Source organism: Streptomyces sp. HUAS MS02 (assembly GCF_055702265.1).
Genome location: NZ_CM146747.1, coordinates 6,917,026 through 6,930,010, shown reverse-complemented (window position 1 = coordinate 6,930,010; position 12,985 = coordinate 6,917,026). Strand labels below are relative to the sequence as shown.

Genomic DNA, 12,985 nt, shown 5'->3' with positions numbered 1-12,985 from the left:
GGTCCCACCAGGACCGGGTCACTACCGAAGGAGTCCCCCACCATGACCGGACGCCTCAACAGCGCCCAGCCATACGCCCTCGGTCTCTTCCGCATCGTCGTCGGCCTGCTCTTCGCCAGCCACGGCGCCAAAACCCTCTTCGGCGTCCTGGGCGGCGCGGACGGACAGGGCGGCACCGTCGCCGCCGGCACCTGGCCCGGCTGGTACGCGGCCGTCATCCAGCTCGTCGGCGGCACCCTGGTACTTCTCGGTCTCGGCACCCGCGCCGCGGCGTTCGTCGCCTCGGGCTCCATGGCCTACGCGTACTTCAAGGTCCACCAGCCCGAGGCCCTGTGGCCGCTCGAGAACGGCGGCGAGCTCTCGGCCTTCTTCTGCTGGGCCCTGTTCCTGCTGATCTTCACCGGCTCCGGAGCGCTCGGCCTGGACCAGCTCTTCTCCAAGCGCCAGACCGCGTCCGCCGACAGGACCACCACGAACAAGGCCACCGTGACGGCCTGACACACACCGGCGGCCGGCCGCCGCTCTCCTCCTCTCCCCCTCCCCCGGGCTCCCCAACGGTCCGAATGAACACGGCATGACGGACACATGAGCCCCTGTGAGCCGTCTGTCATACCCGGGGCGTACGCTGTTCGGCTGTCACGGGTCGCCGTGACGCCGGGGGAAAACAGGAGAGTGGCTCGGTGCTTGAGAGTCTGGGTTGGCTGGCCGCCGGCCCATGGATCTACGCCGTGGTGGGCGCGTCCATCGTGCTGGACGTGTTCCTCCCGGTCCTCCCGAGCGGTGTCCTGGTCGTCGCGGTGGCCACAGCGGCCGCGGCGGAGACGGCGGCCGGCGCGATGGCCGGCGAGGTCCCCGACATCCTGGTGCTGATGCTCTCGGCGGCGACCGCGTCCGTGCTCGGTGACCTGGTCGCCTACCGGCTCGCCTGGCGGGGCAGCGCACGCCTCGACCGCGCCATCGCCCGCTCCCGCCGTCTGACCACCGCGCAGGAACGTCTCGGCGCCGCGCTCGTCCGTGGTGGCGGGCTCCTGGTCGTCGTCGCCCGCTTCGCCCCCGCCGGCCGCTCGGTCGTCTCCCTCGGCGCCGGCGCCGCGCGCCACCGCGCCCGCGACTTCCTCCCCTGGTCCGCCCTCGCGGGCATCGCCTGGGCCGCCTACAGCGTCGCCCTCGGCTACTTCGGCGCCCAGTGGCTCGGCCCCACCTGGCTCGCGACGGCGGTGTCCTTGGCCGCACTCTTCGGCGCGGGCGCGGCAGCGGCATACGTCATGCGCCGCCCCGGCCGTCCGGCCCCGTGAGCAACCGCCTGCGGCCACTCAAGGGCGAAAAGCAGGGGGCGTAGCCCCTGCCTTTCAGGGGCGCGGGGAACTGCGCGACCAGCCCCCACCGAACGAACGCCTGGGGGTCAAAGGGGCGCAGCCCCTTGCGAGCACGGGACGGGTAGGGGCGGCGGGGCGAAAAACTACCCGGCCCGCCGCGCGGCTCCCCGCACCTCCAACCCGGCCAACAACTCAGCCGTGGCCTCCGCGATCACATCCACCGCTCGGTCGAAGACCTCACGATTGTGCGCGGCGGGCGCGCGGAACCCGGAGACCTTCCGGACGTACTGCAGAGCGGCGGCCCTGATGTCGTCCTCGGTGGCCTCTTCGGGAAGGACGGGCGGTCGAAGCGTCTTGATGCTGCGGCACATGCCCCCAGTCTCCCGCGTGCCCCCGCCCAACCCCAGCCCCGCGAAGACAGCAGGTCACCGGCGCCTTCACCATGACCCAAGCAACCCCTTGGGCATCAGCAAGTTCCCCCGAGGATTGACTGCACCCACCACCCTTGTGATCATCACCGAAGCCGGCTCGACCCACCCGGCGGAAACGAGGGGACGATGACGAAGGAACGGCTCACGGTGGCGGTACTGGGCCCCGGCGGCGTGGGCGGACTGCTCGCCGCCCTGCTGGCCCGCGCCGGCCACCGCGTGATCTGCCTGGCCGGCGAACGGACCGCCGAGACCCTGGAGAAGGACGGCATCCAGGTCAGGAGCGGCCGCTTCGGCGACTTCACCGCCCGCGTCGAGACCGCGCCCGAACTCCACGAACAGGTCGACGCGGCCCTGATCACGGTCAAGCACACCACCCTGGCGGCCTCCCTGGACCGCCTCCCGGCCGCCTCCCTGACCCCCGAGACCCTGGTCGTACCCTTCCTGAACGGCGTGGAGCACCCGGCACACCTCCGCGCCCACTACGGCGACACCGTGGCCGTCGCACCCGCCACCATCCGCGTCGAGTCGACCCGCGTCGCCCCGGGCGTCATCGAACACGGCAGCCCGTTCGCGGAGGTCGACCTGACCGGCGACGGCGTCCCGCGCGACCGCCTCAACTCCCTTGCCGGGGCCCTGGAATGGGCGGGCGTGGGCACCCGTGTCCTCCCGGACGAGACGGCCGTGCTGTGGGCGAAGATGTCCTTCCTGGCCCCGTTCGCCCTGCTGACGACCCGTCACGCCCTGCCCCTCGGCGAGATCCGCAGCGGCCACCGCGAGGAGCTGACCGCCCTGGTCGGGGAGACGGCCGCGGTCGCCACGGCGGTCGGCGCCCCCGTCGATCCGGCCGAGACCCTCCACCGCTACGACGCCTTCCCACCCGCCACCAGGTCGTCCATGCAGCGCGACGCGGAGGCCGGCCGCCCCCTCGAACTGGACGCGATCGGCGGCGCGTTGCTCCGTACGGCCGAACGCCACGGCGTACCGGTGCCGGTGGCGACGGAGGTGGTGGCGGAGCTACGGGCGACGGAGGAGCGGCGCACGGCCGAGAAATCCCGACCGACGAACCACTGAGCGGACGGAGCCCAGCCAGCCGGAACCCGGCCGGATCCCCGCCTCACCCCTCGACCGCCCGCACCCCACCCCCCACCCGCACCGCGTGCCGCGCCACCGTGTCGGCGAAGGCGCGGGCCGGTGGTGACAGGGCGTCCCAGCGCCGTACGGCCCACCCGACGGTGAGCGGGGGCAGGTCGGGGACCGGGACGAAGCGGAGCCCGGGGTGGCCGGGGCCCGTCCAGCCCGGGAGCGCGGGGACCACGGCGTGGCCGACACCGAGCTCGGCGAGCAGGATGGCGGTGTCCCAGTCGGCGACCCCGGCCCCGGAGGAGCTGACGGAGATACCCAACTCCCGGTAGGCGGCGCCGAGATGGGCGTAGGAGGTGGAGTTCTCCGGCAGCCCGATCAGCCGCATCCCGTCCAGCTCGCGGCCCTCCACCCGCTCCCGCCCGGCGAGTTCGTCGTCGGCGCGCACGGCGAGCACCCAGGGCAGCTCCGCCACGGCCCGCTGCTCGATGCCCCGGACGGCGGGCCCCAGGGTCAGCCAGGAGAGGTCGAGGTCCCGGGACGGGTCGGCCAGCGCGTCACAGCACCCGGCGCTCGACCGCACGGTCTGGAACTCCAGGCCCACGTCCGGGTACGAGCGCCGGAAGTCGACGATGCCCTGCGTCATGAAGTGCCGCACGGTCGTGCCACCGGTGGCGATCCGTACGACGCCGCCGTCACCGCGCACCATCTCGGCCAGCCTGCGCAGCGCCAGGTCGAGCCCGGTGATGCCCTCGGCCGCCGCCTCCTGGAGGACCCGGCCGGCCCGGGTGGGCACGACGCCTCGGGCCTGCCGCTCCACGAGACCGACACCGACCTCCCGCTCCAGCCGCCGCACGTGCTGGCTGACCGCCGACTGGGTGCACCCGAGCTCCCGGGCCACCGCGCTGAGGCTTCCGGCCCGGCAGACGGCGACGAAGACACGGAGATCATCGAGGGTCATGACGAGGACGATACCCAAGGTCGAGCTTGGGTGTAGAGGCACCGTCTCTCCAGAATCTCTCCCTCCGCAAAATGGCAGAAGGAACTCGCATCCCAAATTCGAACAGGCGTACCATTGCCGTGTGGCTAAGACCTATGACTTCCCAGACGACCTTCTCGCCGGTCAGGAGGAGCTGCATCAGGTCCGGGCCGAGCTCCTGGCACTGCTGAAGCGGCTGCCCTGGTCGGTCGAGCCCCTGGACGGTTTCAGCGACGACAACGGCTGGCGCAAGGTCGAACGCCCCGCCTCCCCGGGCTGGACGCCCGACGAGCAGGCCGAGGTCGAGAAGCTCCGCGAGCGCGAGCGGGAACTGGCGGTCTTCGTCAGCTGCCACCGCTTCTGGTCGGAGGTCGCCGCGGAGGAGAGGGTCGAGGCCCGCACCCACCTCAAGCACGCACGGGACTCCTGAGGCACCCGGGCCCCGGAAACACGAGGACCCCGGCCGTGAACGGCCGGGGTCCTCGTCCCGGTGGGCATGGACGGTTTCGAACCGCCGACATCCTGCTTGTAAGGCAGGCGCTCTACCCCTGAGCTACACGCCCGAGTACGAGTCGACAGCCTACATTGCCCGAGGGCGTGCCCAGCAAACCCATATCGGGGCCGTCCCGGGGGCTAGCCCCACCCCTCATCCGGGAGTGACCCGGATCCCCTCGAACTCCCTTGCTCCGTACGGTCGAAGGACAGCCGAGGACCAGCCCAGGGGAGATCGTCATGACACGCATCGCACGCACCGCACGCCCGGCTCGTACGGCTCGTACGGCTCGTACGGCTCGCCGGTCCCGTGCGGGAGTGGGGGCGGTCGCCGGTCTCGCCGTCGTGCTCATGGCGTCCGTCGCCGGGTGCGGGGCGGACGCCGGGGAGGACCGGGACCCGGAGCACCGGAGCTTCGCCCTGGCGGGCCGGACGCTCACGGTCGACTCGGACGACTCCGCGCTCGAACTGGTCGCGGCGGACGTGGACGAGGTGGAGGTGACCCGGTGGTTCGAGGGGCGGGTCATGGTCGGCGGGAAGCCCCGGGTGACCTGGGAGATGGAGGACGACCGGCTGGAGCTGCGGCTGAAGTGCGACGGCCTGGTCGCCGACTGTGCGGCCAGGCACCGGATCGAGGTTCCGCGCGGGATCGCGGTCGCCGTGCGCAGCGACGACGGGAGTGTGACCGCGAAGGGGTTCGCGGAGCCGCTGGAGGTCCGGTCGGCCGACGGTGCCGTGCGGGTCGGCGACACCACCGGGCCCCTGGAGCTGCACACCGACGACGCCTCCGTGCATGCGCTCGGGGTCGCGTCGCGGAGCGTCAGGGTGAGCACACAGGACGGTTCGGTCAAGCTCGAACTCGGGGTCGTACCGGACCTGGTGGAGTCCCGCAGCGACGACGGTTCGATCAGCATCGGGCTGCCGCGGGACACGTCGTACCGGATCGAGACCGGGAGCGATGACGGTTCCGTGGACGTCTCGGTGCCCCGTGACGAGGACAGTTCCCATGTGGTGACCGCCCACACCCAGGACGGTTCGGTGACGGTCCGCACCGCCGATTGACGGGCGGCCGTCAACCTCGAACCGCTCGGCCCGTGTTTTCGTCCTTGACCGGTGGGAGAATGGCACCGGTCAGGGTGGATGACAGCACGGGAGAGGGAAGTGACGGCGACACCAGCAGAGCCGTACACACCGTTTGTGCCGAGCGCACGACAATCCCCAAGCGGTGCACCACGACCGGCCACCGACCCGGTCCCCGATGCGGCCACCCCCCTCGCACCCCCACCAGCGGCCGCCCGGACACGCTCCGGCGACGACGGGCCCCCGCCGCGGCCGGCGGCCCCCGCCACGTCGCATCCGACGAGCGGCCCCGCGTCGCGCCGGGCGAGCAGCGGCGCCGCCCGGCAGCCCCAGGGCCCCACGCGCCGACCGTCGGAGAAGCCCGCGCCGCGAACGACGCCCACTCCCCCGCCACCCCCCTCCGCCGGCTCCGTGCGACGGCCCTCCGACGGCATCCCGGCGCCGACGGCGGTCACGGCCGGATCGGCGCGCTCTCGGCGGGCGCCTCGGCCGACCGGGGCGCAAGCGCCTGCGTCGCCGCTCGATCGGTCGGCCGTGCCCGGTCGCCCCGTGTCCCCACGGGCCGAGGGCCCCTCCTCCCGGCCCCCGAGAGGCCGGCGACGGTCGGCCGTCCGCGACGGTGCCGTACTGCTCGCCCTTCCCCTCGTCGCCCTCGTCGTACTGCCCGCGGCGTTCGCCGGGGGCGGGACGCGGCGGTGGTTCGGGGGGCGGGCCGAGGGGCAGCGGGCGGAGGCGCAGGCGGCGAAGGACGCGGCGGCGGCCGCGTTCTACGAGCTGGACACCGCGCAGCGGGATCTGCGGATCTCCATAGAGACGATCACGGCGGTGGACGACTCCCCGGGCGCCCGCAGCGCGGCCGAGGGCTTCGAGGCGCTGGGGCGGCGGATCGACGAGGTCAGCCACCAGTACATCAACGCCGTCGACGCCCATGACCTGGACCGCGACGACCTGGAGGCGTCCGCGGCCTCCCGAGCCCGCACCGAGCTGACGGCCGCGAGGACCGAGCTGGACCGGGTCAAGCAGGAGCTGGACCGGTTCGCCCAGGGGCTCGGGCCGCTGCTCGGCAAGGCGGAGACCCAGCTGGCCCGGCTGGCCCCGGCGGTGGAGCGCGCCCGGCAGGGCCTGCTCGCCGCCTCCAACGCGTTGGACACCGCACGGGGTTCGGGGCTGAAGGCCGACGATCTCGCCGCCCGCCTCGCGGCGCTCGCACCCGAGCTGACCAAGCTCAACCAGGGAGCCGGGCAGCACGGCGTCCGGGAGACGCTGGAGCGGGCCGACCGGGTCGTGCGCGAGGCGGAGGCGGTGCGCACGGAGGCCGAGCGGCTGCCGGAGAGGGCCGCCGAGATCGACCACCGGCTCGTGTCGCTGCGTACCCGTGCGGAGGCGCTGGGCACCCGGGCCGAGCAGGTGCCGCAGGTGCTGAGCGAGCTGCGGCGGCGGTTCGTGGCGGCCTGCTGGCAGGACCTCCAGCAGGTGCCGGACCAGGCCGCGCGGGACGTGGAGCAGGCCCAGCTGAAGCTGCGCGAGGCGCGGGCCGCGCGGGACGCCCAGCGCTGGCCGGACGCGACCTCGCTGCTGTCGACCGTGCGGGCGCTGCTGAACCACACCGACGAGGCGGTCTCGGCCGCCGGGGACCGGTTGCGGCGGCTGAACGCCGTGCAGAAGGACTCCCAGCAGGAGATCGACCGGACCCGGTTCGCGATCCGGGACGCGCAGCGGCTGGCCATGGCCGGGCGGTCGACGCCCGATCCGCGGCACGCGCGCCCGCTGGACGACTCCGTGGCACGGCTGGACCGGGCGATCGCCACGCTGGAGGGACGGCACCCGGACTACTGGCACTTCCTGACGGAGACCGAGGCCGTGCGGCAGGCGGTGGCGCGGGTCGTGGACCAGATCCGCAAGGAGCGCGGCGCGGGCGCGACCTGAGACGCCCGCCCCTGCCGGGCCCGTGACCGGGGGACTGGGTTGCCCGGCGGAGCCGCCCGGCGGATGCTGAAGGGGTACGCAGGCCTCCGCTCACACCCGATGGGAGGCGGACATGGCCACGCACGCCACGCACACACTGCGTCCGGGCAAGGGTCGGCACGCGGGTCCCCGGCGGCGGATCAGGATCGACGAGCACCTGCCCGTCGACCACCGCCTCAGCAGGGTCTACCGGATCGGGGCGGGCCTGATGGGCCTGTTCCTGCTCGTCTTCGGCATCTTCGGGCTCATCGACAAGGTGGGCTGGTTCGACACGGGCGGCGACGAGGTCGCGGGGCTGAGCACCAACGGCACGCTGAGCGTCCTGTCGATCGCCGTGGGTCTGCTGCTGCTCGTCGGCATGGTGATCGGCGGCAACTTCGCCTCCACGCTGAACATGACCCTGGGTGTCCTGTTCATCCTGAGCGGCTTCGCGAACATGGCCCTGCTGGACACCGACTCCAACTTCCTGGCGTTCCGCATCCAGAACGTCCTGTTCAGCTTTGTCGTCGGGATTCTGCTGATGACGTTCGGGATGTACGGCAGGGTCGGCACGGCGCTGCCGCACGACAACCCGTACTGGCGGGCCCGGCACCCGGAGGAGGCGGAGCGTGAGACGCGGCTCAAGGCGGGGGTGGGGATGGCGAAGCTGGAACGGGCCGACGCCCTCCCCGATGCCGCGGCGGAGACCGGATCGGACTCGGACACGGACGGGAAGGGCGCCGGCTGAGGCACCGTGAGGGCCGGGCTCAGGTGCGGTACGCGTAGTAGTTCGCGGTCGGGTACGAGGCGATGATGCTCGCGACCGAACGGCGGTAGGTGTCCGCGTCGTGGTACGTCAGGTACGGGACGCCGCTGGCGCTGCGGTAGGTCGTCATCATGGAGTGGTCCTTGGACCCGTCCTTGTTGAAGTCGACCTGGAGCACGTCGCCGATGTCCATCTGGTAGACGTTGGCGAGCGGGGTGGTCCGCTTGGCGGTCTGGGTGAACCAGGACCACTCGTTCACGCCGATCCAGGCGTCCGCGGTGCCGTTGGAGGCGTAGTACCAGGTGTCGTACTCCTCCGGCGTGACCGTGGAGATCTGCTTCCAGCCACCCGCCAGGAGGCCCTGGCTGAGGTAGTTGGTGCAGTCGCCGCCGGCCGCGTTGTACTTGCGGTACGCCGGGTTGTAGTTCTTCCAGTACGTCTCGGTGTACGTCGCCATCGCCCGGTAGTCGTAGGCGCCGCCCGTGAGCGTCTTCGGCTTGGGGGCGGGGTTGCGCGTCGTGGCCGCCTTGGGCGCCTGGATGATGGCCATCGGCGTACGGCTGAGCTTGGTGTCCGCGGTCGCGGCGGCGGGCTCGTTGATCCGCGGGGCGCCACCGTCCGTGGAGCGCATCGCGGTGAGCTGCCAGGTGCCGTTCGCCTGCGCGGTGAAGGTGAGCACGTGGTGCGCGTCGAAGCCCGTGGAGGCGGGCTCGTCGCCACGTATCTTCTTGTACTTCAGGGTCGTGGTCTCGGTGACCTTGACCGTGGCCTTCTTGCCCTTGACCTTGGCGCTGTCGACGGTGACCTTCGTGTCGGCCGAGGTGTAGGCCTCGCCCAGGGACGCCAGGCGGGACTTGGTGTCCTTCAGGGCGGACAGCTTGCCGTCCTCGGCCTTCTTCTGGCCGGTGGACAGCTGCACGCCGCCGGTCGGCTTCAGCGACTTGCGCGCGGCCTTGCTGCCGAGCAGCACGGCCGTACGGTCGGTGAGCACGTTGTCCGCGACGCGACCGAAGGCGTCCTTGGTCGCCTTCGTGACCTTGGGTGTCGACGCGGCGGCGTTGGCCGCGGCGACGGGCAGCAGCGCGGAGGCCACGACGGCCGCCGCGAGGGTCGAGCCTGCGAGGCTCAACGTCCTTGATCTCACTGGGAATCTCCTTGACCCCGAGTTGGTCGTACCCGGGCTCGAATCTTTACATGACCTCCTCAAGCAAAGTGAGGCCGGGGGGTGTAACAAGTGAGCAACATGGGTATCTGTGGGGCTATTTCACGACCGATGCCCAGTCGGCCGGTGCCTGGGCCGGGTCGAGTCCGCGCAGGTTCGCCAGGGTCTCCGGCGACTGGACGTCCATCCAGTCGGCGAGTTCGTCGAAGGACACGCACTTCACGTCCTTCTTCACGCACACGGTCTTGATGACCTCGTCCACGGCGTTCATGTAGATGCCGCCGTTCCACTGCTCGAAGTGGTTGCCGATGAGCAGGGGCGCCCGGCTGCCGTAGTACACGCGGTTGAAGCCGGCCATGTAGGTGTCGATGGTCTCCTGCTGCCAGGTCGGGTACATGGCCGGATCACCGTCGGTCTGACCCTCGGACTGGTTGTAGAGGAAGTTGAAGTCCATCGACAGGGCCTGGTACTCGTCGTTGAACGGGAGCATCTGCAGCGGGAAGTCCCAGACGCCGTTCTTCTTGCTGGGCCACACCTGGAAGGCGCCCGGGGAGCTGGCGTCGTAGCGGTAGCCGAAGTCCTTGATGGCCTTCAGGAGGTTGTCCTGGCCCTCCAGGCAGGGCGCGCGGCCGCCCTTGACGGCGTCGACGGTGAAGGGCAGCGGGCCGAGGTCGGTGGCGCCGGTGTTGGTCTTCCAGTTGGCGAGGAAGGAGTTGAACTCCTTGATCTCCTGCTTCCACTCCGCGACGCTCCAGTCGCCGCCGCCCTTCTTCCCGCAGAAGTGGCCGTTGAAGTGGGTGCCTATCTCGTTGCCCTCCTTCCACGCCTTGCCGAGCTCCGCCAGGGTGGTGCGGATGTGCTCGTCGGTGGGGTAGCTGATCGCGGCGGCGCCCTTGTCGTGCCGCGGCGGGTCGTAGAGGTCCCGCTTCTCCTTGGGCAGCAGATAGATGCCGGTGAGGAAGAACGTCATGTGGGCGTCGTACTTCTTCGCCATCTCGCGGTAGTGCTCGAAGAGGTTGTCGTCGCCCGCCAGCGCGCCGTCCCAGGAGAAGACGACGAACTGCGGCGGCTTCTCGCCCTTCTTGAGCGGCACGGCCTTCAACCGGCCCTTCTGCGGGCCGGTGTAGGAGGTGGAGCCGTCACCGATGACCTTGATCTTGCCGTCCCAGACGGGTTCCTTCCTGGTGGTCCCCTTGTCGCTGCCGCCGCCGGCCGACGAAGCGGTCGGCGCGGTGTCGGCCGACCGGTTCAGCACCAGGTAGCCGCCGACCAGGGAGGCCACCACGAGGAGCGCCGCCACCGTCAGGAACTGCGGACGGGTGGTGCGGCGCTGCGGGCGCGCCTTGCGACGGCGGCCCTTGTGCGGCTTGCTGCCAGACTTCATGTACGGCTCATTCTGCGAGGGTGGCGGGTGCGGGTGCTCATCGGTGGTCAGCCGATCCTCATCGCACTGGACCAGATGTCGTAGGGGACCCCGGCGTTGGGCGTTCCGGCGATCCCGTCGAGCGGCAGCGGCTCCAGGCTCTTGGCCAGGTCGATGCGGTAGACGACCACGGCGGTCGACACCGCGTCGGCCGTTCCGACGTACCAGGCGGCCTTGTCGTCCTGGGTGGTTCCGCCCTTGGCGGCCACCTCGAAGGAGGCGGCACCGGGCGAGGTGGGGTGGGCGGTGCGGTAGGCGTCGGTGAGCGCCGAGGTGACCTCGGCGGCCACCTTGCCGCTCACCGCCCGCTTCGGCTTCGGGGTGTCCAGGGCGACCTTGGACCCGTTGTGGGTCACCTTCCGCACGGAGTACGGCTCGGTGTGCTTGCCCAGCGCGGCGAAGGTGCTGTAGCCGCTGGCCATACGGATCGCGCTGGGCGTGGCGCTGCCCACGGACAGCGCCGGCACCTGCGCGCCGAAGCTGGAGGAGAGCAGTCCGGCCGCCTCGGCGGTGCCGCGCACCTTGGCCAGACCGGTGTCCATGCCGAGCTGCATGAACGGGGTGTTCACCGACCGGGCGAGCGCGTCGTGCAGGGTGATCGGGCCCCAGGACTTCTTGCCGTCGTTGCGGGCGGAGACCTGGTCGCCGTCCCGGTCCCAGTAGGGCCCCTCGGGGGTGGTCACCGGCACGGCGTCGTTGCCGTCGTAGATCGTCTGCGGGGTGACAGGTGTAGCCCCGCCGCCGCGTTCCTTGACGACACCGTGTTCCAGCCCCGCCGCGTAGACGAAGGGAAGGAAGGCCGAGCCGGCCGGGACGGTGGTCGCGTTCGACTCGTTGAAGCCCTGTCTGCGGTGGTCGGGGCCGCCGTAGACGGCGAGGATCCGGCCGTCGGCGGCGACCGAGGAGGCGCCGAAGTGCGCGGTGCGCGCCTTCTTCGGGTTGTCCTCGCGGACCTCCTTACGGGCCTTGGTGACGGCGTCGGTCAGCTCGTTCTGCCGGTCCTTGTCGAAGGTCGTGTAGATCTGGTAGCCACCCCGGTCGAACTCCTGATCGGTGAGGTTCGCCGCCTTCTTCGCGTACTGGGAGGCCAGCTGCACCAGGTAGTCGCTCTGCTTACCGGTGTCGTACTGGCTCGTCTGTTCGATCGGCTCGGGGAACTTCGTGTACTTGGCGCGCTCTGCCTTCGACAGCTTGCCGATCTCCACCATCCGGTCCAGGATCCACTCCCAGCGATCGACCGCCCGCTCCCGGTTGGCCTTGCTCAGGGTGGGGTCGTAGAGGCCCGCGCCCTTGAGGAGGGAGGCGAGGACCGCGGCCTCGCTGACGTTCAGCTCGCTGACGTCCTTGCCGTAGTACGCCTGGGAGGCGCGCTGGATGCCGTAGGTGCCGCGGCCGAACCAGCTGGTGTTGAGGTAGCCCTCCAGGATCTCGTCCTTGCTCATCTGGTTGTCGAGCTTGAGGGCGAGCAGCGCCTCGTCGAACTTGCGGCCGAGCGAGCGGTCCTGGGTCAGATAGACGTTCTTGACGTACTGCTGGGTGATGGTCGAGCCGCCCTGGGTGTCGCCCTCGCCGACGGTGCGCACCAGGGCGCGGGTGATACCGCTCACGGAGATGCCGGGGTCGGAGTAGAAGCTCGCGTTCTCCGCCGCGAGGACCGCCCAGCGCACGTCCTGGGGGACGTCCTTCAGGGGCATCGCCTGGCGTCGCACCCAGCCGGTACGGGCCATGGGGGTGCCGTCGGACCAGAAGTACACGTTGTCCTGCTGCGTGGCGAAGGTGTTGAGGTCCTCCGGTATGTCCGTGGCGGCGTAGGCGACGGACAGGAACATGCCGCTGGCGCCCACGGCCAGTCCCACGGCCCCCAGCGACTGCCGCCAGGACGGCACCCAGCGGCGCCAGTCCGCACGGCCCGGACGGGGGTACTGCGGGCGCATCCGGCGGGCGAAGGGGGCGAACGGGGCCAGTCGCGCGCCGGCGACGGCGGTGAATCTGGCCAGAAACGACGGCCTGGGCGCCTTGCGTCTGCCGCGCCTGCCCGACGCCGACGGCTCCTGCGGCTCCTGCGGCTCCTGCGGGAGGTCGAACGTGCCCGGCTCCAGCACCCGCAGCTGCATGGTCTCGTCCGCCGGGGCCGGCGGGAGCTTCAGCTGCATGGTGAGGTCGGACTCCTCCGGCACCCCCTCCTGCTGCCCCTTCCCCTTCCCCCGGCTAGCCACGGCGGGCTCCCGTACGCGGACGGCCCGAGCGGTGCCCAAGAACTATTCGGCGGTGCGCGGCAACCTTCCGCCCGCGCACGGCGACTATCCGACCGG

Annotated in this window: 12 protein-coding genes and 1 tRNA gene; 7 read left to right on the top strand and 6 right to left on the bottom strand. The window is 71.4% G+C overall.

Annotation, left to right across the window (positions count from 1 at the left end; all coding sequences use genetic code 11):
• The first annotated feature begins 42 nt into the window (after positions 1-42).
• Positions 43-498 carry a DoxX family protein gene (locus ACZ9QC_RS29835; RefSeq protein ID WP_472915933.1) on the top strand — a complete coding sequence of 152 codons (456 nt, stop codon included), beginning with the start codon at positions 43-45 and terminating at the stop codon, positions 496-498.
• Between the two features lie 182 nt (positions 499-680).
• Complete coding sequence (locus ACZ9QC_RS29830; RefSeq protein WP_472915932.1) at positions 681-1,295, top strand: DedA family protein; 615 nt, start codon at positions 681-683, stop codon at positions 1,293-1,295.
• Positions 1,296-1,459: 164 nt separating this feature from the next.
• Here the strand turns inward: ACZ9QC_RS29830 and ACZ9QC_RS29825 are convergent, their stop codons facing one another.
• Entirely contained in the window at positions 1,460-1,687 is a 228-nt protein-coding gene (locus ACZ9QC_RS29825) for a DUF2277 domain-containing protein (RefSeq protein WP_230211985.1), read from the bottom strand.
• A 186-nt stretch (positions 1,688-1,873) separates the two neighbouring features.
• Here ACZ9QC_RS29825 and ACZ9QC_RS29820 point away from each other — a divergent pair, with 186 nt between their 5' ends.
• Complete coding sequence (locus ACZ9QC_RS29820) at positions 1,874-2,818, top strand: ketopantoate reductase family protein (protein ID WP_472915931.1); 945 nt, start codon at positions 1,874-1,876, stop codon at positions 2,816-2,818.
• Between the two features lie 43 nt (positions 2,819-2,861).
• Here the strand turns inward: ACZ9QC_RS29820 and ACZ9QC_RS29815 are convergent, their stop codons facing one another.
• Entirely contained in the window at positions 2,862-3,788 is a 927-nt protein-coding gene (locus ACZ9QC_RS29815; protein ID WP_316728824.1) for a LysR family transcriptional regulator, read from the bottom strand.
• Between the two features lie 121 nt (positions 3,789-3,909).
• On the opposite strand from ACZ9QC_RS29815, the gene ACZ9QC_RS29810 reads away from it, so the two are divergent.
• Positions 3,910-4,236 carry a hypothetical protein gene (locus ACZ9QC_RS29810; protein ID WP_230211983.1) on the top strand — a complete coding sequence of 109 codons (327 nt, stop codon included), beginning with the start codon at positions 3,910-3,912 and terminating at the stop codon, positions 4,234-4,236.
• Positions 4,237-4,297: 61 nt separating this feature from the next.
• Here ACZ9QC_RS29810 and ACZ9QC_RS29805 read toward each other — a convergent pair.
• Positions 4,298-4,369 (bottom strand) — tRNA-Val (locus tag ACZ9QC_RS29805).
• A gap of 169 nt (positions 4,370-4,538) precedes the next feature.
• On the opposite strand from ACZ9QC_RS29805, the gene ACZ9QC_RS29800 reads away from it, so the two are divergent.
• From ACZ9QC_RS29800 to ACZ9QC_RS29790, 3 genes are all read left to right on the top strand, one after another.
• A complete protein-coding gene (locus ACZ9QC_RS29800) occupies positions 4,539-5,360 on the top strand; it encodes a DUF4097 family beta strand repeat-containing protein (RefSeq protein WP_472915930.1) in 822 nt (273 codons plus the stop codon).
• A gap of 567 nt (positions 5,361-5,927) precedes the next feature.
• Entirely contained in the window at positions 5,928-7,304 is a 1,377-nt protein-coding gene (locus ACZ9QC_RS29795) for a hypothetical protein (RefSeq protein ID WP_472915929.1), read from the top strand.
• Between the two features lie 112 nt (positions 7,305-7,416).
• Positions 7,417-8,070, top strand: coding sequence for a DUF4383 domain-containing protein (locus tag ACZ9QC_RS29790; RefSeq protein WP_472915928.1), 654 nt, complete (start codon positions 7,417-7,419; stop codon positions 8,068-8,070).
• Positions 8,071-8,089: 19 nt separating this feature from the next.
• Here ACZ9QC_RS29790 and ACZ9QC_RS29785 read toward each other — a convergent pair whose 3' ends face one another.
• The 3 genes from ACZ9QC_RS29785 to ACZ9QC_RS29775 all read right to left on the bottom strand — a co-directional run bounded on the left by ACZ9QC_RS29785 (position 8,090) and on the right by ACZ9QC_RS29775 (position 12,826).
• Positions 8,090-9,232 carry an amidase domain-containing protein gene (locus tag ACZ9QC_RS29785; RefSeq protein WP_472915927.1) on the bottom strand — a complete coding sequence of 381 codons (1,143 nt, stop codon included), beginning with the start codon at positions 9,230-9,232 and terminating at the stop codon, positions 8,090-8,092.
• Between the two features lie 115 nt (positions 9,233-9,347).
• On the bottom strand, positions 9,348-10,634 hold the full coding sequence (locus ACZ9QC_RS29780; protein WP_472915926.1) for a polysaccharide deacetylase family protein: 1,287 nt from the start codon (positions 10,632-10,634) through the stop codon (positions 9,348-9,350).
• 47 nt (positions 10,635-10,681) lie between these two features.
• The gene (locus ACZ9QC_RS29775) at positions 10,682-12,826 is read right to left on the bottom strand and encodes a transglycosylase domain-containing protein (RefSeq protein ID WP_472921849.1); all 2,145 of its coding nucleotides are present in this window, start codon (positions 12,824-12,826) and stop codon (positions 10,682-10,684) included.
• Positions 12,827-12,985 lie beyond the last annotated feature (159 nt).

Bases quoted from the DNA above. Each gene is read 5' to 3' on its own strand.
- ACZ9QC_RS29835 (WP_472915933.1), top strand. From the start codon at position 43: ATGACCGGACGCCTCAACAGCGCCCAGCCATACGCCCTCGGTCTCTTC.
- ACZ9QC_RS29825 (WP_230211985.1), bottom strand. From the start codon at position 1,687: ATGTGCCGCAGCATCAAGACGCTTCGACCGCCCGTCCTTCCCGAAGAG.
- ACZ9QC_RS29820 (WP_472915931.1), top strand. From the start codon at position 1,874: ATGACGAAGGAACGGCTCACGGTGGCGGTACTGGGCCCCGGCGGCGTG.
- ACZ9QC_RS29815 (WP_316728824.1), bottom strand. From the start codon at position 3,788: ATGACCCTCGATGATCTCCGTGTCTTCGTCGCCGTCTGCCGGGCCGGA.
- ACZ9QC_RS29800 (WP_472915930.1), top strand. From the start codon at position 4,539: ATGACACGCATCGCACGCACCGCACGCCCGGCTCGTACGGCTCGTACG.
- ACZ9QC_RS29790 (WP_472915928.1), top strand. From the start codon at position 7,417: ATGGCCACGCACGCCACGCACACACTGCGTCCGGGCAAGGGTCGGCAC.
- ACZ9QC_RS29780 (WP_472915926.1), bottom strand. From the start codon at position 10,634: ATGAAGTCTGGCAGCAAGCCGCACAAGGGCCGCCGTCGCAAGGCGCGC.
- ACZ9QC_RS29775 (WP_472921849.1), bottom strand. From the start codon at position 12,826: ATGCAGCTGAAGCTCCCGCCGGCCCCGGCGGACGAGACCATGCAGCTG.